We start from the raw sequence: 25,692 nt of genomic DNA, 5'->3' as shown, positions 1-25,692 counted from the left end.
CCCGCACTCCCATTATCAGTGTCCCTTAGTGTGGTGTAACGCTTGCTGATGGTGGGCCCTGGCAGATATAGGGGCGGCCATCGTCAGTAACCTTTCGACTCAACTACCACATCTCACCGAAAGGCACATGACGATGACCGCTGCTCCGCATTCTATCGACCCTGCAACCTATCTGGACGATCTGCTGGCACAGGCCTCCCCGGATCTGATGCGGCAGATGCTGCAAGGGTTTATCAACCAGATCCTCTCCGCCCAAGCTGACACCGTTTGCGGGGCTGAATATGGTGTCGCTTCTGCCGAGCGGGTCAACCACCGCAACGGGTACCGTCACCGCGACCTTGATACCCGTGTGGGCACGATCGATGTGGCGGTGCCGAAACTGCGCCACGGAGCGTTCTTCCCGGACTGGCTGTTAGAGCGCCGCTCACGGGCCGAGCGCGCCTTATCGACTGTGATCGCGACCTGCTACCTCAAAGGGGTTTCCACCCGCAGGATGAATGACCTGGTGGCAACACTTGGGATTGTCAATATGTCGAAATCTCAAGTCTCGCGCATGTCGGAAGAACTCGACGAGATGGTCACAGATTTCAAAAACCGCCCGCTTGATCCCGGCGGGTACGCCTACCTGTCGTGTGACGCGTTGACGATCAAAGTCCGTGAAGGCGGGCGTGTGGTCAAATGCTCCGTACTGCTTGCCACCGGGGTCAACGCCGACGGGTACCGCGAAATGCTCGGCATGCATGTCGCCACCGCGGAATCCAACGCGTCGTGGAAAGGCTTCTTCCAAGATCTAAAAGCCCGCGGGCTTCGCGGCGTCTTCTTAGTCACCAGTGACGCCCATGAAGGTATTCAGCACGCTATCTCCGAAGTGCTGCCTGATGCGTCGTGGCAGCGGTGCCGCACTCATTTCGCGAAGAACCTCTACGAGAAAGTCCCGAAAACACAATGGCCGATGGTCTCTGCGATGTTCCAGACAATCTTCCAGCAACCCGATGCCGCATCCACCTGGGGACAAGCCCGTGAGGTAGTTGACCTGTTGGAACCGAAATTCCCGCAGGTCGCTGCCTATCTAGAGGAATCACTCGATGAGGTGTTGGCGTTTACCGCAGCGCCGAAACCAGTGTGGACGAAGGTGTGGTCGAACAACCCCACCGAGCGGTTAAACCGGGAAATCCGCCGGCGCACCGATGTCGTGGGCATCTTCCCGAACCGCGAATCCATCATCCGGCTTGTCGGGGCGGTTCTTGCCGAGCAACACGACGATTGGATCCAGCAAAAACGCTACATGTCACTGTCCGCACTCGAACACACCAAACAACTCATGCACCCCACAGGAGACGACCATGGTGACCATCACCAGCTAACCGCCTAACCACAACCCCGAACTACATACCGAGCCGAAAGCTAGACGGCTACACCACTACACGGGACTTGACCACCTCGAAGGCATTTAGCTCACGATGCACGATGCTAGGGGTGACCGAGGGTGTCAAGTTGTTTGTGTGTGGGGCGTGATTATTAGAGGTAGGGCTCGAAGCGGTCAGGGTAAGCCACAGACATCTGGTTGATGGCCTGCTTCCAGTTCGTCACCCGACTGCCCTCGATCAGCCGGCCGCTGGTCGCCGCGACCCGTTTGCCCTGCTTAGCACGCTTGGCGGCCCGTTTGTCCTCAATGTTGCAGATCATCAACCACAAGGTTTTGATCGCAGACTCATCGTTGGTGAACTGCACCCGATTCCGGGTGGCTTTACGCAGCTCGTTGTTCATCGACTCAATCGAGTTCGTGGTGTAGATCACCTTCCTAGCCATCGGTGGGAACTCCAGGAACGGGATGAACCGGTCCCACGCATCGCGCCACACCTTGACTGACTGCGGATACTTTTCCCCCAGCTCGGAGGCCTCGAACTCCGTCAACGCCGCCAGAGCGGTTTGCTCGGTGGGGGCGGTGTAGATCTTCTTCAACTCGGCGGACACCGCCTTACGATCTCCATAGGCCACCCACCGGTTTGCTGCCCTGATCAGGTGGACGACACAGGTCTGGACCATCGAATCCGGCCAGGTGGCTTCCACAGCCTCCGGCAGACCCTTGAGCCCGTCACAGCACACGATGAACACATCGTGCACTCCGCGGGTAGCGAGGTTGGCACACACCTGCGCCCAGAACGAGGCTCCTTCCTCTTTAGCCAGCCAGATACCCAGGATGTGTTTGATCCCCTCCATGTCCACCCCGATAGCCAGGTACGCGGATTTGTTGACCACCCGGCCCCCGTCACGGACTTTGATCCGTAACGCATCGAGGAAGACCACGGGGTAGAACTCATCAAGTTGGCGGTTCTGCCAGATCATGACCTCCTCGAGGACCGCATCGGTGATCGCGGAGATTGTTTCATGGGAGATGTCCACGCCCATGGCGGTGGCCATGTGGTGCTGGATGTCTCGGACGGTCATGCCACCGGCATAGAGACTGATGATCATGTCGTCGACGTCGGTCAGCCGGCGGGATCCTTTGGGCACCATTGTCGGCAGGAAGGATCCGTCACGGTCCCGGGGAACAGCGACATCGACCGGTCCGTAGTTCGAATCGACCCGCTTGGGGTAGGAACCGTTACGGGAATTGTTCTGACCAGCGGCTTCCTTGCTGTTCCGGTCGCCGTGCTGGTAGCCGAGGTGGGCATCCATCTCGGCGTTGAGGCCCCGGTTGATCGAGGCCTGGAGCAGGCCCCGGACGAGATCGTTGGCATCCGTGGTGGAGGTGCCGAGCTCGTCGATCAGCTTCGCCATCTCAGGATTGGCGAGGAGCTTTTCCTCGATCGCTTTGATCTTTGCGGAGTCCTCTGGGTTTCGTCGTGCCACGGTAGTCATTCTGGTTCATCTCCTTGTGTGTGAGGGGAATCCCTCACACACAAACCATCTGACACCCTCTGGTGACCCAATCGATGGGAGCGGTGGGAACCAGCGCAGACAACGCGCTAGCGGAGTCGTTCAACGCGACATTGAAACGCGAGGTGCTGCAAAACCGGAAATGCTTCGACTCACTGCTGCACGCAAGACGGGACGTCTTCGCGTGGTGTGTGCGCTACAACCAGAAGCGCAGACACTCATGGTGCGATTATCTGTCGCCCCTCGAGTTCGAAAACCGCACCTGCGGTAAACTCACCTTGACCGCATAAGTTCAATTCCCTGTGTCCACTTTCCAGGGGTCGGGCCCCCACCCGTTGGGCGTTCAATAAGCGGAACGAAAACCAGGACGCTTCAGCCCCCGAAACTGGCTCCTGGCAGCGGTTCCGGTCGAACACGCACCGCCGCACCCCCGCTCGCGGCCGCCACGCCACGCCCTGTTCGACCGGAAGCGGCCAGCGCCTCCGAAAACGTCCTCCCAAACCAGTTCCGGTCGAACACGCACCGCCGCACACGGCGCCCTGTTCGACCGGAAGCAGCAAGACCCTCCGAAACCGGCCTCCTAAACCCGTTCCGGTCAAACACGCACACCAGAACACGAACACCAGGACACTTCAAACCCCCAACACCTACCCAAGCGGCCGCCCACGGTTCTCCACCAACTGCAGAATCGTCCGGATCACCCTTTCGTCCTCACGCACAATCTCCAGCGGCGAGAACCGGGCGAAGACGAATCCCATGTTGGTCAGCGCGTCCTGCCGGCGTTTCTCGCGCAGCAGCTCCTCCTCGGCGCGCCCGGCGTATTTGGAGTTGCCGTCGATTTCCACCGCCACCAGGTCTTTGATAAGGAAGTCGGGGCGAAACTTGCCGATGCTGGGCTGGAACGTGAAAGGAATCCGGCGCTCAATGAGCACAGCGCGGAACCAGCTTTCGTAGGGCGACTCCGACATCCCGGTGGCGTGCTCTAGTACGCGGCGCACAGTTCCGATTCCAACGAAGCGACGGGAACAGGAGAGTTCGCGGTGCATGTCAGCGAGCCGCACGCCCGCCTGCGACAACGCCCAGTCGGCGCAGACGAGCCCTTCGCGGAATCCGTGACGCGCGGCGACATCGAAGGTGGTCCGCAGCGGGGTGGTGCATCGTGCTCCGTAAGCGTCGAGGATTTCGTCGTCGCGAAGGGGCACCCGGCGGTACACGGTGCCCACGGGAGTCTTGGACCGCGGCGGTGCGGTGCGCGAGCACAGGGCCAGTTCGACGGGTTCCGGCTGCTCGGTGAGCATCGCCCAGCCGCCGAGGAGTCGGGCGGCGGATTTCCCGGTCAGGACGGCTTTGCGCGCACGCAGCCCGGCGGCGAGCACCACGAGGCGCTGCTGCTCGTATGTGCGCAGGCGCGCGAATTGTTCGAGCGGGTAGAAGTAGTCCCCCGCCAGCCGGATGTGGTCGTGGCCCAGCCGCTCGGCGTCCATCGCGCGAGCCGCCCGAACGAGTTCCGACGCGTACATGAAATCCCCCATGCGGGCACTCTCGCACACGAAGACAGGAGCCGGGCGCCATAGACGAGAGCCTGTGGATAACCCCCGCGTTGTCCGCAGTTACACGCCGGGGACCTCGCAGAAGCTTTCGTAGTGGTCGCCGGTGTAGTACCATTCGTCGACTTCCCCGTCGTCGCCCCCGCCGGTGACGATGCGCCGTTCGCCGCGGTGCCCCAGCCCGGGCGTCTCCACGGTGTATTCGCGGTAGTAGCCGAGTTCCTCGTCGGGGAGCACGCCCTCGTAGTTGCCGAATCGCTTGTCGTCGGTTTCCGGGTGGAGGTAGGGCCCGTCCTGTTCGACAAGCTCGATGGTGTCCCAGGCCTGCGCGGGAACGTCAGAGGGCGCGCAGAAGGGGACGCCGGTGGGCCCGCCTTCCGCGTAGTTCCGGTACCCGAACAGGCTTAGCGACGCCCCGACGAGCCCGATGAGCAGCACCCCGAGGTAGCGGTTGTTCAGCCCTGACGTTCCTCCCATGCGCAGCATTGTCGCACATGTCGCGCGCGTGGCTATGATGAGCGCATGGCGAAGGGCAGGATTCCGGATAGTGACATTCAGGCTATCCGCGAGCGCGCCCCGATCGAGGACATTGTGGGCGAATACGTGCAGCTCAAGCCCGCCGGCCATGATTCGCTGAAGGGTTTGAGCCCGTTCAAGGATGAGAAGACGCCGTCGTTCCACGTCCGCCCGGCGCGCGGTTACTACCACTGTTTTTCCACGGGCAAGGGCGGCGACGTTTTCTCCTTCCTGATGGAGATGGAGCAGCTGACGTTCCCGGAGGCCGTGGAGGCGGTGGCGGAGCAGATCGGCTACCACATCAATTATCAGGGTGGTTCGACGGGCGCGCGCGATGTCAAGCCGGGCACGCGGGCGCGGCTTTTGGCCGCGAATAAGGCGGCGCACGAGTTCTACCGCGAGCAGCTGGAGACTCCGGCGGCGGAGGTGGGCCGCCAGTTCTTGCTGGACCGCGGCTTCGACAAGGAGACGATCTACCACTTCGAGTGCGGGTACGCGCCGGATGGGTGGGACACGTTGACGAAGCACCTGCTCCGCAAGGGGTTTGATGTGCAGGAGTTGCAGGATGCAGGCTTATCGACGCTTGGCCGGCGCGGCCCCATTGACAAATTCCGACGCCGGCTGATTTGGCCGATCAAGGACGTCGCCGGCAACGTGATTGGTTTCGGCGCGCGCAAATTGTTCGACGATGATCCGATGGGTAAGTACATGAATACCCAGGACACGCTGCTCTACCACAAGTCGAAGGTGCTCTTCGGCTTGGATTTGGCGAAGAAGCACATTGCGGAGGGCCACCAGGCGGTGGTGGTTGAGGGGTACACGGATGTAATGGCGATGCACGCGGCCGGGGTGAAGACGGCGGTGGCGTCGTGCGGGACGGCGTTCGGCAAGGATCACATGGCGGTCATCCGGCGGCTGATGCTGGATGACAGCTACTTCCGCGGCGAGCTGATTTACACCTTCGACGGCGACGAGGCGGGCCAGAAGGCCGCGATGCGCGCGTTCGAGGGGGACCAGGCGTTCACGGGCCAGAGCTTCGTGTCCGTGGCCCCGGAGGGGATGGACCCGTGCGACCTGCGCCTGGCCAGGGGAGATGCCGCGGTGCGGGATCTGGTGGCCAGCCGCGTGCCCATGTACGAGTTCGTCCTGCAGTCCCTGCTGAGCGCGTACTCCCTGGACACCGCCGAGGGCCGGTTGCAGGCGCTGCGGCGCACCGTTCCGGTGGTGGCGGAGATTACGGACCCGGTGCTCCAGACGGAGTACGCGCGCCGGCTCGCGGGTTGGGTGGGCTGGCCGAACCCGGGTGAGGTTGTTGCGCAGGTGCGCGCGGAGGCGAAGAAGCCGAAGAAGGCCAAGCGCTCGGTCCGGGAACCGGAGCAGCCGCAACAAGCCCAACAAAATCAGTTAACAAAACCGAAAGCAGACGACCCGCTGCTGTCGCCGCAGCGCGAGGCGCTGAAGATCGCCCTGCAGTACCCGGACTCCGCCGGCGACTACTTCGACGGCATCAACCCGGACGCGTTCACCAACGGCGCCTACCGCCAGGTGCGCGACGCGATCTCCGCGGCCGGGGGCGCGGCGGCGGCGGACGGCGGCGCGGGGTGGATCAGCGCGGTGGCCGGGGAGATGCTGGACCTCGCGGGCCGCAACTTCGTCTCGGAGCTGGCGGTGGAGGACATCCACGCCGACGACATGACCACCTACGCCGATTCCGTGCTGTCGCGGTTGCAGGAGGCGCGGGTGGGGGACCAGATCGCGCAGCTCAAGGCGCAGCTGCAGCGCATGCGCCCGTCGGATGATGAGAAGACCTACAACGCGCTGTTCTCGGATCTGCTGGCGCTGGAGACGGCGCGCCGGGAGCTCAATGACAGGGCGTTCCGCCCCAGCCATTAAGAGTCACTAGGAGCTCAGGGCGTACTCCACGGCGTCGAGAGGCGCGGAGGCGTCCCACTCGTCGCGCGCGGCGCTGACGGCGTCGAGGTAGGCGGCGTACTCGACGGCGTCCCAGGAATCGCCGTCCACGCCGAGCGCGGCGGCCGCGGGCTCAGACAGGATCACGGGGGCGGGGGAGCCGTCCTGCGGGCCGGCGAGGAAGTACACCAGCACGGAAGCAAAGCGCGGGGGCAGCCCGGTGGCGCGCACGCGCTCGTACTGCTCCACGGGGGTGAGCCCGCCCAGGGAGCGCAGCGCCTGCAGCAGGGAGTTCGCCTGGCCCTTGTTGCGTAGGAACTGCTGCAGCTTGAGCTGCGTCTGCGGCGACTTTCCGGCAGCGAAGGCGAAGGCGGCGCCGATGAAGTCGATGAGCGCGTCGCGGTGGCGGCCGGAGGAGTGGACGTCGTCGGCGAATTGGAACACTTCGGCCCTGGTCAGGGAGGCGAAGGCGTCGTCCCGGTACGGCGGGACGTGGCCCAAGTGGTGCGGCCAGCCGGTTTTCCAGCGGCGCGGGGAGAAGGTGGACGCCTGGCCGAGCACGTCGTCGGGGCTCGGCGAGAGGCGCGCGAGCTGCGCGGAAACATCAGTCATGCGCTCCATTGTGGCAGACTCTCGCCGGCCAATATGATGAGGGACCATGACTGTCCTGGTTCTCGACCCCCGCTGGCCCACCATGATCCCGTTCGATGTGCGGATCACGGGCCGGGGCCAGTTCACCGCCGAGGTGCCGGTGTCGGTGCGGTGGGCGCTGGAGGACGGCGAGGGCACCGGTGACTGGCTGGTCACCACGGATCCTGCGGATCCGCAGGTGCGCGAGCGCGCCGGGGAGGATGTCATCGAGGTTCCCAGCCGCCGCGACCCGGTGTTCCAGGCGGTGGAGACGATGCGCCAGGCGCGCCGCCGCGGGGAGTGGGAGCGGGCGATGACGCACGAGAGCCTCCTGCCGTACCTGGAGGAGGAGGCCCGCGAGTTCGCGGAGGCCGTCCGCGCCGGCGACGAGCTGGAGCTGAAGAAGGAGCTTGGCGACATCCTGCTGCAGGTCCTGTTCCACTCCGAGATCGCGGAGGGTTTTGGGTTCGCGGATGTCGCCCAGGCGTTCGTCGACAAGCTCCGCTCGCGGGCGCCGTACCTTTTCGACGGCTCGACCGGCGTGGTCGGGATCGTGGAGCAGGACCGGCTGTGGGCGGAGGGGAAAGCGCGCGAGCGCTAGAGCGCGGGCAGCAGGTTGCGCAGCTCGGGCAGGCCGACCTGGGAGGAGAGCTGGGAGGCGAAGGCGACGGCCTGGTTGAGCGGGGTGACCGGGTCGGGCTTGACCGCGCCGCACTCGAGGGCGCGGTCGCCGATGGTGTTGATGGTGAGGGCGGCGACGAGGCGCAGGGTGGAGTCGTCGCCAACCGCCTTGTTCAGGCTGGTCACGAGTTCGCCGCGGGTGGTCTCGGCGCCGACGAGGCCGGTGGCCTTCAGCCCTGCGGTGACGGCTCCGCAGTCGGCGGTGGCGATGCCGCCGTTGACCAGCTCGGCTATCTCGAGGACGTTGGTCTGTGCCTGGGCGGGGGCGGCGAGGGCGGCGGTGATCAGGCCGGCGGCGAGGATGGGGGCGGTGCGACGCATGTGGGGTCCTTTTCTGTGCAAAATCAGGGAACGACCGAAAGAATATCCGTAACCACTGAGGCTGGTGGGACGGAAGTGAAGATTGTTACCAAAATGTGCCCGTCGGGGTCGCCGACAGCCGGCCCGGTAGGATAGGCCGACATGACGTACCGCCCGCCCCGGCCCGTGCCGGACCGCAACCGCCCCGGCCGCGTCAACGCCGGTTGCGGGTGCGCCGGGATTGTCATGGTGGTCACCGCCATCGTGCTCATCATCGCGCTGACGGGCTGGATGTTCTCGGTCTTCTCGGATGTCGCCACGCCCGCGACCCGCGAGCCCGTGCCCGCGGATGTGCCCCCGGCCGCAGCACAGGCGCCGCCGCTTATCGACGTCCACGCGCCCGGCCGCACCTCCGACACCCTGGCCGAGTGGGCGGCCCCGATCGCGGAGCAGACCGGGATCGGCCCGCAGGCGGTGCGCGCCTACGGCAACGCCGCGCTCGTCGCGCAGGAGGCGTGGCCGCAGTGCAACCTGGCGTGGAACACCTTGGCGGGCATCGGCTGGGTGGAGACGCGCCACGGCACGTACACCGGCCGCACCTTCGACACGGGCAGGCTCGATGAGGCTGGGTTCGCCCAGCCCCCGATCATCGGCCCGGCGCTCGACGGCTCGGGGCAGTTCGCCGAGATCCGCGACACCGACGGCGGTGCGCTCGACGGCGACGCCACCTTCGACCGCGCCGTGGGGCCGATGCAGTTCCTGCCCGGGTCGTGGCGGATCTACGGCCGCGACGCCAACGGCGACGGCGTGGCCGATCCGCAGCAGATTGATGACGCCGCGTTGGCGTCCGCCAACCTCCTGTGCGCCGACAACCGGGATCTTTCAACCCCGGAGGGGTGGCGCGACGCGATCTTCAGCTACAACAACTCCAACGACTACGTGGTCAAAGTGCGCGACGCCGCGGCGAACTACGCGATGAATCAGCCGGCGCACCGCTAGTGCGCCACTAGTGCGCCACAAAGCGGGAAAACTCTGGAACAATTGGGTGCGACACCAGCGCCGACAACTATAAGGAGTAACAGTGGCTGACATCATTCACGCATTCGCCCGGGAGATCATGGATTCCCGCGGCAACCCGACGGTCGAGGCCGAGGTCTTCCTGGACGACGGCGCCCACGGCATCGCCGGCGTGCCCTCCGGGGCGTCGACAGGCGTGCACGAGGCGCACGAGCTGCGTGATGAGGACGAGCGTTACGGCGGCAAGGGCGTACGCCGCGCCGTGGACAACGTCAACGAGGAGATCGCCGACGCCATCGCCGGCATCGAGGCGGATGACCAGCGCCTCATCGACCAGACCATGATCGAGCTCGACGGCACCGAAAGCAAGTCCCGCCTGGGCGCAAACGCCATCCTGGGCGTGTCCATGGCCGTGGCCAAGGCCGCCGCCGAGTCCGCCGGCCTGCCGCTGTACCGCTACATCGGCGGCCCGAACGCCCACATCCTCCCCGTTCCGATGATGAACATCCTCAACGGCGGCGCGCACGCTGACTCCGGCGTGGACGTCCAGGAGTTCATGATCGCCCCGATCGGCGCCGAGAGCTTCGCGGAGGCCCTGCGCATGGGCGCGGAGGTCTACCACGCGCTGAAGTCCGTGCTCAAGGCCAAGAACCTGTCCACCGGCCTGGGCGATGAGGGCGGCTTCGCCCCGTCCGTCGACTCCACCAAGGCCGCGCTCGACCTCATCGTCGAGGCCGTGGAGAAGGCCGGCTACACACTTGGTGATGACGTCGCGCTCGCCCTCGACGTCGCCTCCTCCGAGTTCCACGAGGACGGCGTGTACAACTTCGAGGGCGGCAAGCACTCCGCCGCCGAGATGATCAAGGTCTACACCGAGCTGGTGGAGCAGTACCCGATCGTCTCCATCGAGGACCCGCTGGATGAGGACGACTGGGACGGCTACGTCGAACTCACCGCCCAGATCGGCGACAAGGTGCAGATCGTCGGCGACGACTTCTTCGTCACCAACCCGAAGCGCCTGGCGCAGGGCATTGAGAAGAAGGCCGCCAACGCGCTGCTGGTCAAGGTCAACCAGATCGGCACCCTGACCGAGACCTTCGACGCCGTCGACCTGGCCCACCGCAACGGCTACCGCACGATGATGTCCCACCGCTCCGGCGAGACCGAGGACACCACCATCGCCGACCTCGCCGTGGCACTGGGCTGCGGCCAGATCAAAACGGGTGCGCCGGCGCGTTCCGAGCGCGTGGCCAAGTACAACCAGCTGCTCCGCATCGAGCAGGAGCTGGGCGAGGCCGCGGTCTACGCCGGCCGCTCCGCCTTCCCCCGCTTCAAGTAGCAGCCCGCTTATCGACGCCCCCGCCACGCGCCCCATCATGGGCAGCGCGGCGGGGGTTTCGCCGTGCTAGAAGTCGAAGTTCGTGGGGCGAGGGAGTGAAAAATCCTCGCCATTCCCGAGAGGGGGAAGACGAGGAGCAATAAAAAGGACCATAGGTGCTTGACGTCGCTGGTGCAACACTTATCGCTTGTCGCACCGCCGTTGCGTCACCGCGCCGCACTCTTAAGCGACTACACTCGAGTCACCATGACCACACGCGCCACACCCCCGCAGGACCAGCCGCGCCGCCGACCCAGAGCGACGACGGTTCCCGTGGCGTCGCGGGAGCGCGCGAAGCAGGAGCGCCGGCAGGCCCGCACGGCGAAGAGGAAGCAGCCTCTGCTCCAGCAGGATCTGACCAGCTGGGCGATCCTGATCACGGTCATCGTGGCGGTACTTCTCGCCATCGCGGTACCCCTGCGCAACTACTACGAGGGCCGCAGCGAGATCGCGCGCCTCAACGACTCCATCGAGGCGCTCGAGCAGCGCAAGACCGATCTGGAGACGGACATTGCCGAGTACCAGGATCCGGAGTACGTCAAGCAGGAGGCGCGTCGGCGTCTGGGCGTGATGGAACCGGGGGAGCAGGCCTGGCGGATTATCGATCCCCGCATGACCCACGGCGAAAACATCACCACGGAGCAGGCACCCGACGAGCGCGGCTGGTCGGAGGTTCTGTGGGACAGCCTGCGCGAGGTCCCCCAGCAGTAGGCCACTAGACCTCAAGCACCGAAATCACCAAAAACACACCCACGGGTAACATCTGCACTCATGACACCCACCCCCGAGGATCTCGCCACGGTAGCCCAGCAGCTCGGCCGCGCCCCGCGCGGCGTGCTCGAGGTCTCGTACCGCACCCCCGACGGCCAGCCTGCGGTGGTCAAAACGGCGCCCCGGCTTGATGACGGCACCCCGTTCCCCACCCTCTACTACCTCACGGACCCGCGCCTGACCGCGGAGGCGAGCCGCCTCGAGGTCGCCCAGGTGATGAAGTGGATGGAGCGCCGCTTGGCCCAGGACCACGACCTCGCCCAGGACTACCGCAACGCCCACGAGCACTACCTGCGCGAACGCAACGCGATCGAGGACCTGGGCACCGACTTCTCCGGCGGCGGGATGCCGGACCGGGTCAAGTGCCTGCACGTGCTCATTGCCTACGCACTAGCGGAGGGCCCACAGCATTTCCGCCTGGGCACCGAGGCAGTGGCGCTGGCGGCGGAGCATGGCAATCTGCGCGGCACGGCGATACCGGCGGACTGGCCAACCCTGGAGCAGCTGGGCATCACCCTCGACGAGGCGGGGGAGGACCTGTAATGGCCACCGCACTGCGCGTCGCGGCTGTCGACTGCGGCACGAACTCCATCCGCCTACTCATCAGCGAGCTGGGCCCCGACGGCACGCCCACGGAGATTTCCCGCCGCAACACCATTGTCCGCCTCGGCCAGGGCGTGGACGAGACGGGCCGACTGAACCCCGAGGCGATCGAGCGCACCCGCCGGGCGCTCGCCACCTACGTGGACGAAATGCTCCGCCACAAGGTCGCCCGTGTGCGCATGGTGGCCACCTCGGCCACGCGCGACGCGTCCAACCGCGAGGACTTCTTTGCCATGACCCGCGAGCTGCTGGGCCGCGTGACCCCGGGCGCGAAGGCCGAGGTCATCTCGGGCGACGAGGAGGCCGCGCTGTCGTTTGCCGGAGCGACGGCGGACATCGACCCCGCGCGCGGCCCGTTCTGTGTGATTGACCTCGGCGGGGGCTCCACGGAGTTCGCCACCCCTCAGTCGGCGATTTCCACTCAGATGGGCTGCGTGCGGCTCACGGAGCGTTTCATGCGCTCCGATCCTCCGACGGAGCTCGAGCTTATCAGCGCCCGCGTGTTCACCCGTGAGCGCCTCACCGAGGCGCGCAGCGTGGTCGACTTCGCCAGCATCGGCACGTTTGTCGGCTGCGCCGGCACGTTTACCACGCTCTCCGCCTTAACGCAGGGTCTTGACGCTTACGACCCGGTGTGCATCCACATGTCAGAGATCGCGTTCGACGATGTCCGGCGCACCACCGCCACGCTTCGCGCGCAGACCTCCGAGCAGCGCGCCGCCAACCCGGTCATCCTCGCGGGGCGCGCCGACGTGATCGCCGCCGGGAGCGTGATCGTAGAGGAAATCATGGACGCCGTCGAGCAGGTCTCGGATCAACGTTCCTTCGTGATCAGCGAGAAAGACATTCTCGACGGCATCGTGGCCGGCCTCTACTCCTCGTCCGGCTCGTAAATCCTGTCCTGGGTGGTGTCCTGGTCGGCGCGGGAGCCTTTGCGGCCGCGCAGCCGGCGCTTGGACGTGAGGTCCTCTACCTCGCGCATGCGCGGCTCCGGGTCGAGCGAGTTTGCCAGTGCCTTGCGCGCGGAGGTCACCGCTTGTTTGGTGATGGGGGAGTTGGCGACGGCGCGTGAGGCGTCAACGATCTGGTGGTAGCGCTTGCGGCCTGCCTTCGTGCCGAACACGTACCCGGCGGCGGCGCCGACAACGAACTGAATCATGCGCCCCATCGTACCTAACGCACGCTTCTCGACGTCCCCCTGGCGGGGTTCGTTGTGGGGCCAGCGGGGCTCGAACCCGCGACCAGCGGATTATGAGTCCGCGGCTCTAACCGACTGAGCTATAGCCCCTTAGTTGCAGCATTGGCATCATATCGCCCCTGCATCGGTTAAAAGAAATTGTTGCGTGATGTTGTGCGGTGGGTAAGGCGCTGATGCTGTTTTTGCAGGTAAAAGGGCGATTTGGTGATGACGTGAGACGGTCGCTATAGTAAGACACCGTTGCACGGGATTGCGATAACAATATTCCTCCATAGCTCAGTTGGCAGAGCATTCGACTGTTAATCGAAGGGTCACTGGTTCGAGCCCAGTTGGAGGAGCAAGAAGCCTGGGATTAATTTCTTGGGCTTTTCGCGTTTTCTAAACTGTATCGAGTTCTGGTTAACAGTCTATGAATCGGCCTGAGTTTTTCGGAGACTACGGGTAAAAGCCTTACTGGGCTCTTCTGGTGGTGTTGAATTCCTCGTAGTCCTGCTCGTATTCGATCGGGGGAACGTCACCGATCGACGAGTGCAGACGTTGGTGATTGTACCAGTAGACCCACGAGGCCGTTTCCGTTTCTACCTCCTGGGCATCCCTCCACGTACGACGTGGATCGAAGCCGATCAGTTCGGTCTTGTAGAGCCCGATCATTGATTCCATCATCGCGTTGTCCAAGGCGTCACCGGCCGAGCCGATCGAGCCCTGCAACCCGGCCTCGACAAGGGCATCGGTAAACGCCATAGAGGTGTACTGGGCTCCCGCGTCCGAGTGGTGGACGATGCCGGTGGCGGTGAAGTCCATCCTCGTGCGCCGACGGGAAAACAGGGCGTGCTCCAGGGCCATGAGCACCATCCGGGTGTCCATGACCGTGGTGACCACCCAGCCGAGGATCATTCGCGAATAGGCGTCGACAATGAAGGCGACGTAGCAGAAGCCCTCCCGGGTCCAGACGTAGGTGAAGTCCGCGATCCACCACTGATCCGGGTGCGACGGATACGCCCACCGCCGGTTGATCAGGTCCGGGTGCCGGCGGTGGGCCGGGGTGGCCACGGTGGTCTTCTTGCGGTGCATCCCTCGTGACACGCCTTTGATTCCGGTGATCTTCATCAGTCGTTCGACCTGGTCACGGCCAACAGTCATGCCGTCACGGATGGCGGACTTCCAGAGTTTGCGCCGGCCGTAGACCTTGCGGTTGGCCTCCCACAACCGGTAGATGCGGTGGGCGGCGTAGGCCTCGTCGAGTTCAGCGTCCGAGGGGCCGAAGCCGCGGGCCTGATGGTCGTAAAAGGTGCTTGGGGCAATCGCGATGCCATGGGCAGTCAAGGTTTCGCAGATTGACTCGACCCCGAAGCGGTGGCGGTAGGTGCGGATGAACTCCACGATTACCGAAGTTTGCGGTCGAGCTCCGCCTGGGCGAAAAAAGCCGACGCCGTTTTCAAAATCTCATTGGCGCGTCGCAGCTTGGCCACTTCCTTGGCCTGCTCGTCGTAGGCGGCCTGGAGTTGCTGGTAGGACAGGGAACCGGGCTCAGGAGCTTCGGCCTGCTTTTCCTGTTTGCGGATCCAGTTGCGCAGGGTGGATTCCTTCACACCGAGAAGTTCACCGATCTCCCGGCGGGCGCCCGCCTTGGAGATGTCGCCTTCCTCGAGGCGCTCGAAGTACATGCGCACCGCGCGCTCCTGCGTGGCTGCGTCGTACTGACTGGGTCGTGCCATGCTGATCTTCCTCCTAGGGTAAAACCTAGTCTCCGACCAACCCAGGCCGCCTCAGGATGCTGCCTGGTGGGACGAGGTCGTGGACGCCCTCGGTCTACGGGATAGGTTGAAGCACTTGCCACATGAGCTGTCCGGCGGGCAACGTCAGCGTGTGGCCATCGGGCGTGCAGTGCTGGCGAAGCCGGCGATTATTTTCGCTGACGAGCCGACGGGCAACCTCGGCAGTGAGACCGGCATTGAAGTGCTCAAGCTCTTCCGCAAGCTCGTGGACGATATGGGGCAAACCTTGCTAATGATCACCCACGACGAGCATGCCGCGCAGTTCGGCGATAACCTCATCCGGATGAAGGACGGACGGATTATCCCGTGATCCGTCTTGCACTTGCCCAGCTGCGTCACCGGCCTGCCCGCTACATGGCACTGTTGATGACGGTGGCAGCATCCGTCGCTTTAACGGTTGCAGCCGCGGCCGTTGGACTGACCATCAAACGGACGGTGGACAGCATTTTCGCGTTGCCGTATACCGGCGTGGGCTATGTCAAAGAGGTGCGGGGAGAGACGACGAACATCCCCAGTGGCGCCGTATTCGACAGGACAACCACGGCGCACCTGCTCGAAGAAGGCAACCTGTACACGACGACCCCGGTGTCGGGGATCACGCAGGGACCGCTCCAATGGCGAGGAGTAATTGACGGCCGCATGCCCGAGGGGCCGGGCGAAGTCGCCGCAACCGGGGTCACCCCGGCAGTGGGGTCGACACAAACTTTGCTGTTCGGGGCAGAGCCGGTGGAGGTCAGTGTGGTCGGGCGAGTAACCCCGAGCGCTGCGGAGCAGCTCATCGGAGGGGCCGGATTAGTTGCCGACAGTGCTGCATTGGACGCGTGGGAACCCACCGAAACGCCTGTGGGGGAGATTCGTTCGGCTGAGTCATTCTCAGGCGCCATTCCCGCTGCCCAGCATGTGCAGGACCTCAGCGACACCTACTTCGACTCGCGCAACAAGTACTTCCTCCTGCTTGCCGCATTCACATTGGTGGTCGCCGTCGTGGCGGCGTTGACCATCTTTTCGTCTTCATCCGTGATAGCCGGGGCCCGGGTGCGTGAGATGGGGTTGATCAGGGCAGTCGGCGGGTCGTCCGCAAGCTTGCTGCTCTCAGCGGGAATCGAGGCCCTGGTTATAGGACTCATCGGCGTGGCGGCAGGTTTGCCGACCGGGATCGCATTAGCCGATGTGGCGTCGGAGCTAGCGCAGCAGCTGGGGATACGCGTCCCACTGGACGACGTGGGCCTTCCCGAAGTGTGGCTGGCGGCGATTGGGGCGGCGGCGGTTGCTGTAACGGTGGTGTCCGCGGTTCCTGCGAGCATGACAGCTGTGCGCAAGAGCGCGACGGACAGTGTCAGCGGCGCCGGCAGCGGGAATGGGCGTTATGTTTACGCGGCTCTGGCTCTTGCGTTCGCGGGGGCCGCGTGGTTCGTGCGAGGCGGGGGAGTGATTCGAGCCGTGGCGTCGGCCGGTTTCGTGGTGCTCGCGTGCGCCGCGGCGGCAGCTGTGGTGATTCCCATGGTGCTTCGGGTACCTGTGGCGCTGCCGAGGTTCGGGCTGGCGCTGGGGTACGCGGCGCGGCAATGGAGCAGGTCGGCGGCAGTGATCGGGATCGTCGTGGCAGCCGTCGCTTTGGTGTCTGCTGTGCTGGCGGGGTCCGCGCAGTTGCGGGCGCACTTTGTGAACGTCGCCGAGGGGCAGGGAGTCGTGGATGTGGGCGTGACATCGCTCACCGGTGACGTCGAACCCTCGTTGGTGGATGCTCTCTCTGCCGTTCCGGGAGTGGAGGCGTCTGCGGTGCCCCCGCGAGTTTCGGAAGGGTTTGCGCTGGAGCCTGCATCGCCGGTGCTGCGACGGCCGCTTGAGCAGGGCGTGGTCAACCTTGGTCGGGGAGCCAGCGTGGACACTGAGCTGCCGGTTCGGGAAACGTCTAATTCTGTAACGTTAGTTGACCCCGCCGTCGTTCCCGAGCAGCTCCCCAATGCACCCGCACCGACGGTGTTTCTGCGGATGTCAGGGGAGCCGGTGCAGGATCAGTCTGTGCTCGACGGGGTGAGGGCTGTGGCGGCTGGGGCGGCGGTACCCGTGACGATGAGTGAGTCCTTCAGCCGGCGCGTCGACACGGTGGCCATGGTGGAGCGGCTGTTGTCCATCACCCGCCTAATGAGCGTGGTAGCACTTCTGATCGCGGCCGTGGGAATAGCCAACACTGTATTTCTCTCGTGGCGGGAGCGAGCAAGGGACCGAGAACTACTCAACTCGTTGGGGCTCACGCCTGCGGGAAGCGCGGGTGTGATGGCGGTGGAACTTCTGCTTCTCGCCATCCCGGCGGCAGTTGTGGGGTGGCTCATCGGGCAGTGGGCTGGGATTTATATCGCGGGCGTCGCGATCGAGTAGGGGTAGGTCGAACGGGTGTTCTATATTGTGCGGTACGGAGGGTGCGTGTTCGCGCTATCCTTTAGCTAAGAAAGCGAGGCATCGCGGATCGGTAAGGAGGAGAAATGAAACTGGAAATTCGAAAAACGAGCAACGGGGAACTTCGCACCCGGAAAGATAACGCGGTGGCTCAGCTCCGGGAAGCGACCGGAATGCAGAGCGGAACTATCACTGACTTTGAGTCGTGGGCGAATATGGGGTTAATGAGCCCGGATGAACGAGCGATCTACGATGAGCTGAAGCGAATTCTCTTCCTGCTTGGTGACGCGTGATGGATGTAGAGGCTGAGGCACGAGCGTTTTTCGAGGAGATATATCAAACTCTTCTCGAGGCTCTGCCGCTGGCAGATCCATCCGGTCTGGACAACATCGAATATCTCATCGCGCGCTGATGTGGAGGTACCGTGGAGGACGCCCCGCTTCGTGGGCGGGAGCGGGGATCGCGTTCGCGGTGGTCCTGCTCCTCGTGTCTCCCCAGGCGCCGAATGGGCCGCGGGGGACGTTGGGGTTTGTGTTGTTGGCGGCGTCGATAAGCATGCCCGCCGTGTGGTGGCTCATCTGCCAGCGGCTGCGGCTGAAGCGGCGATATTGGCCGGTGATAGGAACGGTGTCCGCCCTACTAGCGGTGGCAGCACTGCTGCTGTTCCCGCCGGCGGAGCAGACACCGTTCGGCAGCCCGTCTTAGTAGGAAGCCGGCGGGTCGCTTGCGGGGAAGGACTCGTCGATCTGCTCATCCACCAGCTCGTCTTCGTTCAAGGTGTCGTCAGACTCGCGGTCGGGGCGCTCTTCCTCGTTGGTCTCAGGTTCAAACTGGTCGTTGCTCATAATTCCTCCGTCCATGTTGGTTTCATGTAACCCAGAATTGTACACCGAATCAGCGGGGCAAAGCGGGCGGTGAGAAGCAGTGCCAGCTACCCCACCGGGTAGTGCATCGGCGAGCCGGGGCCCAGCGGGATTCCCGCGTAGTACCACAGCAGGAAGAAGAGGAACCAGCCCACGATCATGGACATGGCGTACGGCAGCGCCAGGGACATGAGCGTGCCCACACCGGACTTCTTGTAGTAGCGTTGCAGGAAGGTCAGCGCCAGCGCGAAGTAGGGCGACATCGGGGTGATGATGTTGGTGGGGGAGTCGCCGATGCGGTAGAGCATCTGGGTCACCTCGGGGGAGATCCCGACGTACATCATCATCGGCACCACCACCGGGGCCATGAGCGCCCACTGGGCGGAGCCGGAGGTGATCAGCAGATTGAGCAGGGCGACCATGGCCACGAACGCCGCGAAGAGGATAACGGTGGGCAGGTCCCAGCGCTGGAGCAGTTCGGCTCCCCGGATCGCCGTCCAGGGGCCCAGGTTCGACCATTGGAACCAGGCGAGGAACTGGGACACCGCGAAGAAGAGCACCAGCATGGGCAACAGCGACTGCAAGCCCTTCGCCATCATCTCTGGGACATCGGATGACGACGTGATCGAGCCCGTGATCAGGCCGTAGGCCAGGCCCGTGACAAAGAACGCCAGGGCGATGGGCACCGCGATGGCCTGGATGAGCGGGGACTCCATGAAGCCCTCCTCCGGCCGCGCGAAGGGGGAGGCGCCCCAGAACAGCAGGACGAAGTACACCACCAAGAACGCCAGCAGCGTCAGCCCGGCAGCGGCCAGCCCCTTCGTCTCCGTGCGCGTCAGCGTCAGGGAGGGCTCGTCGGGGAACTGTTCGGGTGCGTCGGGGGAGGCGTCGCTAAGCGACTGCTCGAAGCTGACCTCGTCGTGGTCGACCAGCTGGTGCGCCTTCTTGTCCACGTAGAGCTCGGTCACCGCGGTGATTAAAAGAGAGAGCACCACTGCCGAGGGGATGACGAAGAAAATGTTTGCCAGCGGCGAGACGGTGTAGGAGGCGTCGACAAGCTGGGCGGCGGAGGTAGAAATGCCCGCGAGGAGCAGATCCGTGATGTTGAGGATGAGCGAGGCGTTGAACCCCGCGCTCGAGGCGGCGAAGGCAACCATCGCGCCGACGATCGGGGAACGGCCGACCGCGTGGAACGCCATGGCGCCCAGCGGGATGATGATGACGTAGATCGCGTCGGAGGCCACGGAGCCCGTGACACCCGCCAGCGCCACCATGAACGTCAGCGTCTTCGGGCCCACGCGGGAGACCATGGCCCGGATCAGGGCGGATAGAAGGCCTGTGTACTCTGCAATGGCCACACCCAGCATCACCGCGAGAATCACACCCAGCGGCGGGAAGGTGATGAAGTTCTTCACCGCGTCCGTGACCATGCGCGACAGGTTCTCCGCGGTCAGGAGGGATTCCACCTCGATGCTCTCGCCGGAGCCGGGATCGGTCGCGGACATTCTGAAGCGTCCTGGTTTTCGTTCCGCTTATTGAACGCCCAACGGGTGGGCGAGTGATTGTTGATAGTAGGCGTCTTCCATCTCTTGTGGAGTGATGTATCCCAATGACTCGTGCAGGCGATGGTTATTCCACCAGTACACCCAGCGAAGGGTCGCGATCTCGACTTCCCCAACCGACGCCCACGGCCGGTGGGGATAGATCAGCTCGGTCTTGTATAGACCGTTGACCGTTTAAACCGGCCTGGGTTTGTGAGAGGGCATGATGTAACGCAGGAGGAACATCATGGCTATCAGCCCCTACGACCAGGAGACCCGCCAGCGGGCGGTGCGCCTGTACTTCGAGGAGCTCGCTGACGGCGCTTCATCCAAGGCAGCCGCACTACGCGCTGTCGAAGCTGTCATCGGCATCAAAACATCCACTATCCGCAACTGGGTACGCGCAGAAGAGAAAAAGGTGGACGTCGCCGTCGAGCAATCCGACGCCGAGAAAGACGCGGAACTTATTACCCTGCGCAAAGAAAATGCCCGGCTCAAAGAAGCCAACGAGATCCTGAAACTGGCCTCAGCTTTTTTCGCCCAGGCGGAGCTCGACCGCAAACTGAAGTGATCGTGGACTTCCTCCGCACTCACCGGCACCTGTATTCCATCGAGCGGATGTGCCGCGTGCTCAACGAGCATGAATACGCTATTTCACCAGCAACGTTCTACCGCTTCCAGGCCCGTGGTTTCGGGCCCACCCCTGCCGAGCTGGACGAGGCTTACACCGCGCACCGGCTCTTTGAGCTGTGGCGGGCCAATCGGCGGGTCTACGGGCGACGAAAACTATGGAAAGCCGCCCACCGGGCAGGCTGGAACATCGGCCGTGACCAGGTGCAACGCCTCATGAATATCCTTGGAATCGCGGGTGTACTCTGAAGCGTCCTGGTTTTCGTTCCGCTTATTGAACGCCCAACGGGTGGGCGTGTGATTGTTGATAGTAGGCGTCTTCCATCTCTTGTGGAGTGATGTATCCCAATGACTCGTGCAGGCGATGGTTATTCCACCAGTACACCCAGCGAAGGGTCGCGATCTCGACTTCCCCAACCGACGCCCACGGCCGGTGGGGATAGATCAGCTCGGTCTTGTATAGACCGTTGACCGTTTCCGCCAACGCGTTGTCGTAGGAATCGCCGACGGTGCCAACGGACGGATCAATCCCAGCTTGAGCAAGCACCTCACTGTAACGAATGGACACGTACTGCGAGCCGCGATCGCTGTGATGGACAAGTCCTTCAGCACGGAGATCACCTGCGTGATAAAGAGCATGCTCAAAAGCCTCAAGAGGCAGCTCATCGGTGCGCATGCTCGCCCTGGTGGCAACCCCGACAATCTTGCGGGAGTACGCATCGGTGATGAACGCGGTGTACGCAAACCCCGACAGGGTACGCACGTAGGTGATGTCAGCGACCCACAGCCGGTGCGGCGCTGACGCGGTGAAGTCACGATTGACCAGATCAGGACGACAATCCGGGACATCAGCCCGAAGCGTTGTGATCGGAGTGCGGCCCCTTCTGCGGCCTTGGATGCCGGCGAGTTTCATCAACCGTGCCGTCTGATCACGACCGATGTCCCAGCCGGCGCGCTGCATGGCCTTCCACATCTTGCGTACCCCGTACACGCTGAAGTTGTCCTCGAAGACTTTCACCAATTCGGGGATAAGCAGCGCGTCTGACAAGCTCCTGGCCGACGGGGCTCGTGTTTTCGCTGCTCGGTAGCCACGAGAGGTGATAAACCCACATTCTGTCTGCCTTAACGTGCGACAGATGGCCTCGACCCCGAAGCGATCGCGATACGTGTCGATGTATTCGATCATCTTCTGGTGGGACGGTCGAGTTCCGCTGCGAAAAAAGCTGAAGCGGTCTTCAAGATCTCGTTTGCCCTGCGCAGCTCTTTGTTCTCTTGCCGCAGACGCTTCAGTTCGTCGTCGACCGACTCGCCAGTGCTCCGCTGAACGTCGGGGGACGCTTTGACAGGTTTCAACCAGTTGTTGAGCGTGTGCGCCGAGACGCCGAGCTTCTCGCCGATCTCCTCCGCCGCCGCCCACTTCGAGCACCCCTCAAGCTCAACGAGCTCCTCGGCTAACCGCACCGCCTTGTCCTTGAACTCGTCACTGAACTTCCTAGGCATGGTCCAATCCTCCTCTAGAAACGATCGGAACTAAACCCAGGACACTTCATTCCGATGCGGTTGCCAATCACCGAGGCAATGACCACGACCCCGGAGAGAATGACGAACAGCCAGAACGGGTCGGGGAGTTTGTTGCCGATCCTCTCAACGGCTCCGAGGAACCCGCCGGCGGATTCCGTGCGCGTCTCGTCAGCAGTTGCTTTGGTAGATCCTGTCATCGCGTCGCTTCCTCGTCGGGGTCAGTGCGCTAGTCTACAAACAGCACAACGTAAAAGTTAGCTGTGAACTGGCCAGTAGGCGGAGAAACGAGGTTACATAATGTCGAGCGTGGTCAACGTGTCGGGGGACAAAACGAGGCGCAGGCGCCCCGGGTGCGGCGGCGTGATCGCCAGCATTCTCGCCGTCATTCTCATCGCCGCGCTGGTGCTGGCGATATGGCGCCCAGCGTTGTTCGGGCTGGGGCCGACGCGGATCTCCGAGGACCAGATCGGGGCGTCCTTCAAGGAGATTGCGGAGCTCTCGGTGGAAGAGTACGCATACTCCAACGTCGGCACGTTTGACCAGCGCGGTTTTCAGGTCGCCGGGCGCACGGTGCCGTTTACCGGGCGCAACTTCCTGGTCACCTACGACGGTTCGGTCAAGGCCGGGTTGAAGGATGCAGAGCAAGTCTCGGTGGATATTGACGACACCGCCCGCACCCTCACCGTGACCCTGCCGCAGGTGGACATCACCGCCAACACCATCGATCCGGCCAGCATCTCCGTGTACGACCAGTCGATGAACCCCTTGAACCAGGTCAAGGTGGAGGACGTCGCCGGGTTCCTGGCGGAGCAGGAATCCCGCGCGGCCGACAAGGCCGTGCAAGAGGGCCTGCTCGAGCGCGCGGGCGCTCGTGCGGACGAGCTGGCGCGCAGCCACGCCGAGGCGCTGATTGAGGGCACCGCCATGGCGGGCTACGCGGTCGAGGTGAAGCGCGGCTAGCCGCTACACTCCCCGGTGTGGACCCCAATCAACTCGAGCCAACCCTACAAGTTGTCTACCGCGTCCTCGAGCTCATCGGGGTTTTTCTCGCCGCCGTCGTCGGCGGGACCGTCGCGCGGAAAATGAAGTTCGACATCATCGGCTTCGTCCTCATCGCCATCGTGTCCTCGCTTGCGGGAGGCGCGATTCGTGACACCGTGATTGACTCCGGCCTCATCGCCGCGCTGGCGAACCCCGAGTATGTGTGGACGGCCATGGCCGGCGCCGCCGTCGCCTATCTCACACGGCTGCGGGGATTCTTCTGGACGATCTTCCAGTACCACGCCGACATGGCGACGCTGGGCGTGTGGGCTGTCACCGGCTCCACCAAAGCACTGCTCCACGGCGTCTCGCCCCTGGGGTGCGTGCTGATGGGCGTGGTCACGGCAGCCGGCGGCGGCATTCTCCGCGACATGATGTGCGGGCAGGTGCCCAGCGTGTTGAAAAACCAGCAGATGACCGTCATCCCGGCAGTCGTCGCCGGGGCGCTGAACGTCACGCTGTATCACTCCGGCCACGACACCCTCGGCATGATCGCCTCGCCGATCATCGCGTTTCTCCTGGCCGTGCTCGTGTTTTGGAAGGGGTGGTACGTCCCGGCGCGCTCCGATTTCGCCCCCGTCAACGATCTCGCGTGGAAGCTGCGCCAGTCCTTCAGCGGGGTCGAGGAGCAGGCGCGTAAAGCCGCACGTAAGGCGGAGCCCGAGGAGGCCCGCACCTGGCGCCACGAGAAGATGGAGGAGATAGAGCAGGAGGAGAACCAGGAACTCGCCTCCATCGAGGGCGCGGACACCGGCGACGTGCGCGAGTCCCCAACCCGCGAGTCGGTGCGGGACAAGCTGGGCCCCGACTCGACGCGTGACGAGTTCATCGATGCCCTCTACCGCGCCTTCGTCAGCTCGGATTCCGACGGCAGTTCCGGGTGGACGCGGCGCAAGTAACATCGGGCCCATGGATCTCTCCGCGCGTTTCAGTTCATGGCCCGTCGACAACCTCTCCGCCGCCCTCGTCGGCCCTACCGAGGCGACCTTCGGCGACAAGGACCGCGTCTACGAACTCATGAGTGTGACCAAGCTGCTCTCCGCCTACAGCTTTCTCATGGCGGTGGAGGAGGGAGCCTTTTCGCTTGACGACGCCTGCGGGCCCGAGGGCTCAACCGTCCGCCACCTCCTCGCGCACGCCTCCGGTGTCGGCGCCGACTCGCGCGAGCCGCAAAAGCCCGTGGGCGAGCGCCGCATCTACTCCTCGGCCGGCTTCGAAATCCTCGACGATTTCCTGGAGGAGCGCAGCGGCATGCGCCTGCCCGAGTACGCCCGCCTCGGCATTTTTGAGCCGCTGGGCATGGGCACCGCGGAGATCTATGGCTCGGCCGGGTACGCGGGGCGGGCGTCGATAAGCGATATGCGAGCATTCGCCCGCGAGCTCGCCTCGCCCACCCTGCTGAGCGAGCGCACGCTTGTCGACGCCTTCTCCAACCAATTCGGAGACCTCCGCGGCATCGTCCCAGGCTACGGCATGCAAAAGCCGTGCCCGTGGGGCCTGGGATTTGAGATCAAGGGCGAAAAGGCGCCGCACTGGACGGGCGCGGACATGCCCGCAGACACCGTCGGGCACTTCGGCCTGTCCGGCACCTACCTGTGGGTCGTCCCGGCGTGGTCGTCGTCGCCGCACGCGGGCACGGCGATGGTTGTGCTGACGGACCGCGATTTCGGCGACTGGGCCAAGCCGTTGTGGGCGGACACGAACGACGCGGTGTTCGCCGAGTTGTAGCTGCTGCTTTGGCGTGGTTTTCGGTTGCGGGGTGCGGCCGGCGCGGGCACAATCGGGGTGGTTGTGCAGCTCGGGATGGGGGTTCGGGTGAAACATTTTCGCGTGGTCGCGGGGCTCGTCGCGCTCTGCTCGGTCGTGACTGGGTGCGCGGGGCCGAGTGCTTCGGATTCAGCCGGCTCCGTTGCCCCTTCGGAATCCGTGGCGGAAGCGCCGGCGTTCCACTTCGAAAGCGGCGACTTGGTGATTGGGCCGTTCGACCCGGAGGAAGTCAAGCACAACCTTTTCGACCCCTGCACCGAAATCTCCGACGCCGAGTTCGCCGCGGCGGGGTTGGTCAAGAGCGCGGAGCAGCCTGGTCAGGGGGATTTTCAGAAGGAGATTTTCAAAGGTTGTCTTATCGACAACGGAGATCCCTTTCAGACCGTCTTAGTGGTATCAAACTCAGCGAGCAGGTCGCATATTCTCAGGGATTCACCTCAGCTGGACGCTCCGTCACCGCATCCGCCATCAGCGTTTGCGTTTGGACCGCCTAACGGTTCCAGTGACATGTGCGATGTAGCAGTGGAAACGAACCGAGGGACGCTCTCGGTTAGCGTCGCAGACGAGTTAGGTACCTCGGATCTTAAAAGCTTATGCGCCCGCAGTTCGGCGGTGCTCTCAAGTATTTATCGTGGTTCGCGCTAATGATGGTCCACTATGGTGCGCGTCTAGCCGTTTCGTGTCGGGCTCTCCAACTCTAAACTCGTTTCTGGAGTCAATAGCCG

Annotated in this window: 27 protein-coding genes, 2 tRNA genes, 4 pseudogenes and 1 other annotated feature; of the genes and pseudogenes, 19 read left to right on the top strand and 14 right to left on the bottom strand. The window is 63.9% G+C overall.

Going from position 1 to position 25,692, the window contains the following annotated elements; translation table 11 throughout:
• The first annotated feature begins 133 nt into the window (after positions 1-133).
• Positions 134-1,372 (top strand): IS256 family transposase, encoded by a 1,239-nt coding sequence (locus tag BLS40_RS05125; RefSeq protein ID WP_172808044.1) that lies wholly within the window; start codon positions 134-136, stop codon positions 1,370-1,372.
• Between the two features lie 146 nt (positions 1,373-1,518).
• Here BLS40_RS05125 and BLS40_RS05120 read toward each other — a convergent pair whose 3' ends face one another.
• A complete protein-coding gene (locus BLS40_RS05120) occupies positions 1,519-2,862 on the bottom strand; it encodes an IS256 family transposase (protein WP_092149642.1) in 1,344 nt (447 codons plus the stop codon).
• A gap of 62 nt (positions 2,863-2,924) precedes the next feature.
• Between BLS40_RS05120 and BLS40_RS05115 the strand changes: the two are divergent.
• Positions 2,925-3,170, top strand: a pseudogene (locus BLS40_RS05115) (integrase core domain-containing protein); the annotation flags it as partial.
• Between the two features lie 357 nt (positions 3,171-3,527).
• Here BLS40_RS05115 and BLS40_RS05110 read toward each other — a convergent pair.
• On the bottom strand, positions 3,528-4,412 hold the full coding sequence (locus BLS40_RS05110; protein WP_092149636.1) for an endonuclease domain-containing protein: 885 nt from the start codon (positions 4,410-4,412) through the stop codon (positions 3,528-3,530).
• Between the two features lie 78 nt (positions 4,413-4,490).
• Positions 4,491-4,913, bottom strand: coding sequence for a ribonuclease domain-containing protein (locus BLS40_RS05105; RefSeq protein WP_407922419.1), 423 nt, complete (start codon positions 4,911-4,913; stop codon positions 4,491-4,493).
• Between the two features lie 36 nt (positions 4,914-4,949).
• Here BLS40_RS05105 and dnaG point away from each other — a divergent pair, with 36 nt between their 5' ends.
• Positions 4,950-6,836 (top strand): DNA primase, encoded by a 1,887-nt coding sequence (gene dnaG / locus BLS40_RS05100; RefSeq protein ID WP_092149633.1) that lies wholly within the window; start codon positions 4,950-4,952, stop codon positions 6,834-6,836.
• Between the two features lie 6 nt (positions 6,837-6,842).
• Here the strand turns inward: dnaG and BLS40_RS05095 are convergent, their stop codons facing one another.
• Positions 6,843-7,466: an 8-oxoguanine DNA glycosylase OGG fold protein gene (locus tag BLS40_RS05095; RefSeq protein WP_092149630.1), complete on the bottom strand. Its 624-nt coding sequence runs from the start codon at positions 7,464-7,466 to the stop codon at positions 6,843-6,845.
• 46 nt (positions 7,467-7,512) lie between these two features.
• Here BLS40_RS05095 and BLS40_RS05090 point away from each other — a divergent pair, with 46 nt between their 5' ends.
• Positions 7,513-8,085, top strand: a complete 573-nt coding sequence (locus BLS40_RS05090) for a MazG nucleotide pyrophosphohydrolase domain-containing protein (RefSeq protein WP_092149627.1) — start codon at positions 7,513-7,515, stop codon at positions 8,083-8,085.
• Here BLS40_RS05090 and BLS40_RS05085 read toward each other — a convergent pair.
• Positions 8,082-8,486, bottom strand: a complete 405-nt coding sequence (locus BLS40_RS05085) for a hypothetical protein (RefSeq protein WP_092149625.1) — start codon at positions 8,484-8,486, stop codon at positions 8,082-8,084. The genes BLS40_RS05090 and BLS40_RS05085 overlap by 4 nt on opposite strands.
• 225 nt (positions 8,487-8,711) lie before the next feature.
• On the opposite strand from BLS40_RS05085, the gene BLS40_RS05080 reads away from it, so the two are divergent.
• From BLS40_RS05080 to BLS40_RS05060, 5 genes are all read left to right on the top strand, one after another.
• Positions 8,712-9,464 (top strand): lytic transglycosylase domain-containing protein, encoded by a 753-nt coding sequence (locus tag BLS40_RS05080; protein WP_092152187.1) that lies wholly within the window; start codon positions 8,712-8,714, stop codon positions 9,462-9,464.
• A gap of 82 nt (positions 9,465-9,546) precedes the next feature.
• A complete protein-coding gene (gene eno, locus BLS40_RS05075) occupies positions 9,547-10,821 on the top strand; it encodes a phosphopyruvate hydratase (protein ID WP_092149622.1) in 1,275 nt (424 codons plus the stop codon).
• Between the two features lie 246 nt (positions 10,822-11,067).
• Positions 11,068-11,571, top strand: coding sequence for a septum formation initiator family protein (locus BLS40_RS05070; protein WP_092149619.1), 504 nt, complete (start codon positions 11,068-11,070; stop codon positions 11,569-11,571).
• A 60-nt stretch (positions 11,572-11,631) separates the two neighbouring features.
• Positions 11,632-12,174 carry a DUF501 domain-containing protein gene (locus BLS40_RS05065; protein WP_092149616.1) on the top strand — a complete coding sequence of 181 codons (543 nt, stop codon included), beginning with the start codon at positions 11,632-11,634 and terminating at the stop codon, positions 12,172-12,174.
• Positions 12,174-13,127: a Ppx/GppA phosphatase family protein gene (locus BLS40_RS05060; RefSeq protein ID WP_092149613.1), complete on the top strand. Its 954-nt coding sequence runs from the start codon at positions 12,174-12,176 to the stop codon at positions 13,125-13,127. The genes BLS40_RS05065 and BLS40_RS05060 overlap by 1 nt, the downstream gene beginning before the upstream one ends.
• Here BLS40_RS05060 and BLS40_RS05055 read toward each other — a convergent pair.
• Entirely contained in the window at positions 13,106-13,393 is a 288-nt protein-coding gene (locus tag BLS40_RS05055) for a hypothetical protein (protein WP_092149610.1), read from the bottom strand. The two genes, BLS40_RS05060 and BLS40_RS05055, sit on opposite strands and share 22 nt — an antisense overlap.
• A gap of 55 nt (positions 13,394-13,448) precedes the next feature.
• Positions 13,449-13,522 (bottom strand) — tRNA-Ile (locus BLS40_RS05050).
• 175 nt (positions 13,523-13,697) lie between these two features.
• Here BLS40_RS05050 and BLS40_RS05045 point away from each other — a divergent pair.
• Positions 13,698-13,770: transfer RNA gene (locus tag BLS40_RS05045), tRNA-Asn, on the top strand.
• Positions 13,771-13,882: 112 nt separating this feature from the next.
• Here BLS40_RS05045 and BLS40_RS05040 read toward each other — a convergent pair.
• A protein-coding gene (locus BLS40_RS05040; protein WP_092149607.1) for an IS3 family transposase occupies positions 13,883-15,147 on the bottom strand; the annotation gives its coding sequence in 2 pieces (ribosomal slippage) (positions 13,883-14,856 and positions 14,856-15,147; 1,266 coding nt in all).
• Positions 14,726-14,857 (bottom strand) — a sequence feature (AL1L pseudoknot). (Overlaps the previous gene by 132 nt.)
• 64 nt (positions 15,148-15,211) lie before the next feature.
• Here BLS40_RS05040 and BLS40_RS05035 point away from each other — a divergent pair.
• The 3 genes and pseudogenes from BLS40_RS05035 to BLS40_RS05025 all read left to right on the top strand — a co-directional run.
• Positions 15,212-15,517 (top strand): annotated as a pseudogene (locus tag BLS40_RS05035) (ATP-binding cassette domain-containing protein); the annotation flags it as partial.
• Positions 15,514-17,586 (top strand): FtsX-like permease family protein, encoded by a 2,073-nt coding sequence (locus tag BLS40_RS05030; RefSeq protein WP_092149601.1) that lies wholly within the window; start codon positions 15,514-15,516, stop codon positions 17,584-17,586. The pseudogene BLS40_RS05035 and the gene BLS40_RS05030, both read left to right, overlap by 4 nt.
• Positions 17,587-17,690: 104 nt before the next feature.
• Positions 17,691-17,897, top strand: a complete 207-nt coding sequence (locus tag BLS40_RS05025) for a hypothetical protein (RefSeq protein WP_092149598.1) — start codon at positions 17,691-17,693, stop codon at positions 17,895-17,897.
• 408 nt (positions 17,898-18,305) lie between these two features.
• On the opposite strand, the gene BLS40_RS11050 is transcribed toward BLS40_RS05025, so the two are convergent.
• From BLS40_RS11050 to BLS40_RS05010, 3 genes and pseudogenes are all read right to left on the bottom strand, one after another.
• Positions 18,306-18,449, bottom strand: a complete 144-nt coding sequence (locus BLS40_RS11050; RefSeq protein WP_172808000.1) for a hypothetical protein — start codon at positions 18,447-18,449, stop codon at positions 18,306-18,308.
• Between the two features lie 86 nt (positions 18,450-18,535).
• Positions 18,536-19,972 carry an AbgT family transporter gene (locus BLS40_RS05015; protein WP_092149592.1) on the bottom strand — a complete coding sequence of 479 codons (1,437 nt, stop codon included), beginning with the start codon at positions 19,970-19,972 and terminating at the stop codon, positions 18,536-18,538.
• A 27-nt stretch (positions 19,973-19,999) separates the two neighbouring features.
• A pseudogene (locus BLS40_RS05010) lies at positions 20,000-20,203 on the bottom strand (integrase core domain-containing protein); the annotation flags it as partial.
• A 52-nt stretch (positions 20,204-20,255) separates the two neighbouring features.
• Here BLS40_RS05010 and BLS40_RS05005 point away from each other — a divergent pair.
• The gene (locus tag BLS40_RS05005; RefSeq protein ID WP_231908457.1) at positions 20,256-20,579 is read left to right on the top strand and encodes a hypothetical protein; all 324 of its coding nucleotides are present in this window, start codon (positions 20,256-20,258) and stop codon (positions 20,577-20,579) included.
• Positions 20,580-20,581: 2 nt separating this feature from the next.
• Entirely contained in the window at positions 20,582-20,887 is a 306-nt protein-coding gene (locus tag BLS40_RS05000) for an IS3 family transposase (protein ID WP_231908458.1), read from the top strand.
• A 22-nt stretch (positions 20,888-20,909) separates the two neighbouring features.
• Here the strand turns inward: BLS40_RS05000 and BLS40_RS04995 are convergent, their stop codons facing one another.
• The 3 genes and pseudogenes from BLS40_RS04995 to BLS40_RS04990 all read right to left on the bottom strand — a co-directional run bounded on the left by BLS40_RS04995 (position 20,910) and on the right by BLS40_RS04990 (position 22,356).
• A complete protein-coding gene (locus BLS40_RS04995; RefSeq protein WP_231908539.1) occupies positions 20,910-21,995 on the bottom strand; it encodes an IS3 family transposase in 1,086 nt (361 codons plus the stop codon).
• Positions 21,944-22,138: pseudogene (locus tag BLS40_RS11205) on the bottom strand (IS3-like element IS3501 family transposase); the annotation flags it as partial. The pseudogene BLS40_RS11205 and the gene BLS40_RS04995, both read right to left, overlap by 52 nt.
• Positions 22,139-22,152: 14 nt before the next feature.
• Complete coding sequence (locus BLS40_RS04990; protein WP_092149589.1) at positions 22,153-22,356, bottom strand: AbgT family transporter; 204 nt, start codon at positions 22,354-22,356, stop codon at positions 22,153-22,155.
• A 109-nt stretch (positions 22,357-22,465) separates the two neighbouring features.
• Here BLS40_RS04990 and BLS40_RS04985 point away from each other — a divergent pair, with 109 nt between their 5' ends.
• The 4 genes from BLS40_RS04985 to BLS40_RS11365 all read left to right on the top strand — a co-directional run bounded on the left by BLS40_RS04985 (position 22,466) and on the right by BLS40_RS11365 (position 25,612).
• Positions 22,466-23,119 (top strand): DUF4230 domain-containing protein, encoded by a 654-nt coding sequence (locus BLS40_RS04985; RefSeq protein WP_231908525.1) that lies wholly within the window; start codon positions 22,466-22,468, stop codon positions 23,117-23,119.
• 17 nt (positions 23,120-23,136) lie between these two features.
• Positions 23,137-24,099 (top strand): trimeric intracellular cation channel family protein, encoded by a 963-nt coding sequence (locus tag BLS40_RS04980; RefSeq protein ID WP_092149583.1) that lies wholly within the window; start codon positions 23,137-23,139, stop codon positions 24,097-24,099.
• A 10-nt stretch (positions 24,100-24,109) separates the two neighbouring features.
• The gene (locus BLS40_RS04975; RefSeq protein ID WP_092149580.1) at positions 24,110-24,928 is read left to right on the top strand and encodes a serine hydrolase domain-containing protein; all 819 of its coding nucleotides are present in this window, start codon (positions 24,110-24,112) and stop codon (positions 24,926-24,928) included.
• A 75-nt stretch (positions 24,929-25,003) separates the two neighbouring features.
• A complete protein-coding gene (locus BLS40_RS11365; protein ID WP_407922425.1) occupies positions 25,004-25,612 on the top strand; it encodes a DUF3558 family protein in 609 nt (202 codons plus the stop codon).
• Positions 25,613-25,692: the final 80 nt, after the last annotated feature.

This window comes from Corynebacterium mycetoides (assembly GCF_900103625.1).
Taxonomy (GTDB): domain Bacteria; phylum Actinomycetota; class Actinomycetes; order Mycobacteriales; family Mycobacteriaceae; genus Corynebacterium; species Corynebacterium mycetoides.
This window is presented reverse-complemented; position numbering and strand designations above follow the sequence as displayed.

What these genes read in the sequence shown, in the direction of transcription:
- BLS40_RS05125 (WP_172808044.1), top strand. Translation starts at nt 134, where the DNA reads ATGACCGCTGCTCCGCATTCTATCGACCCTGCAACCTATCTGGACGAT.
- BLS40_RS05120 (WP_092149642.1), bottom strand. Translation starts at nt 2,862, where the DNA reads ATGACTACCGTGGCACGACGAAACCCAGAGGACTCCGCAAAGATCAAA.
- BLS40_RS05110 (WP_092149636.1), bottom strand. Translation starts at nt 4,412, where the DNA reads ATGGGGGATTTCATGTACGCGTCGGAACTCGTTCGGGCGGCTCGCGCG.
- BLS40_RS05105 (WP_407922419.1), bottom strand. Translation starts at nt 4,913, where the DNA reads ATGCTGCGCATGGGAGGAACGTCAGGGCTGAACAACCGCTACCTCGGG.
- dnaG (WP_092149633.1), top strand. Translation starts at nt 4,950, where the DNA reads ATGGCGAAGGGCAGGATTCCGGATAGTGACATTCAGGCTATCCGCGAG.
- BLS40_RS05095 (WP_092149630.1), bottom strand. Translation starts at nt 7,466, where the DNA reads ATGACTGATGTTTCCGCGCAGCTCGCGCGCCTCTCGCCGAGCCCCGAC.
- BLS40_RS05090 (WP_092149627.1), top strand. Translation starts at nt 7,513, where the DNA reads ATGACTGTCCTGGTTCTCGACCCCCGCTGGCCCACCATGATCCCGTTC.
- BLS40_RS05085 (WP_092149625.1), bottom strand. Translation starts at nt 8,486, where the DNA reads ATGCGTCGCACCGCCCCCATCCTCGCCGCCGGCCTGATCACCGCCGCC.
- BLS40_RS05080 (WP_092152187.1), top strand. Translation starts at nt 8,712, where the DNA reads ATGGTGGTCACCGCCATCGTGCTCATCATCGCGCTGACGGGCTGGATG.
- BLS40_RS05070 (WP_092149619.1), top strand. Translation starts at nt 11,068, where the DNA reads ATGACCACACGCGCCACACCCCCGCAGGACCAGCCGCGCCGCCGACCC.
- BLS40_RS05065 (WP_092149616.1), top strand. Translation starts at nt 11,632, where the DNA reads ATGACACCCACCCCCGAGGATCTCGCCACGGTAGCCCAGCAGCTCGGC.
- BLS40_RS05060 (WP_092149613.1), top strand. Translation starts at nt 12,174, where the DNA reads ATGGCCACCGCACTGCGCGTCGCGGCTGTCGACTGCGGCACGAACTCC.
- BLS40_RS05055 (WP_092149610.1), bottom strand. Translation starts at nt 13,393, where the DNA reads ATGATTCAGTTCGTTGTCGGCGCCGCCGCCGGGTACGTGTTCGGCACG.
- BLS40_RS05025 (WP_092149598.1), top strand. Translation starts at nt 17,691, where the DNA reads ATGAAACTGGAAATTCGAAAAACGAGCAACGGGGAACTTCGCACCCGG.
- BLS40_RS11050 (WP_172808000.1), bottom strand. Translation starts at nt 18,449, where the DNA reads ATGAGCAACGACCAGTTTGAACCTGAGACCAACGAGGAAGAGCGCCCC.
- BLS40_RS05015 (WP_092149592.1), bottom strand. Translation starts at nt 19,972, where the DNA reads ATGTCCGCGACCGATCCCGGCTCCGGCGAGAGCATCGAGGTGGAATCC.
- BLS40_RS05005 (WP_231908457.1), top strand. Translation starts at nt 20,256, where the DNA reads ATGGCTATCAGCCCCTACGACCAGGAGACCCGCCAGCGGGCGGTGCGC.
- BLS40_RS04990 (WP_092149589.1), bottom strand. Translation starts at nt 22,356, where the DNA reads ATGACAGGATCTACCAAAGCAACTGCTGACGAGACGCGCACGGAATCC.
- BLS40_RS04975 (WP_092149580.1), top strand. Translation starts at nt 24,110, where the DNA reads ATGGATCTCTCCGCGCGTTTCAGTTCATGGCCCGTCGACAACCTCTCC.
- BLS40_RS11365 (WP_407922425.1), top strand. Translation starts at nt 25,004, where the DNA reads ATGGGGGTTCGGGTGAAACATTTTCGCGTGGTCGCGGGGCTCGTCGCG.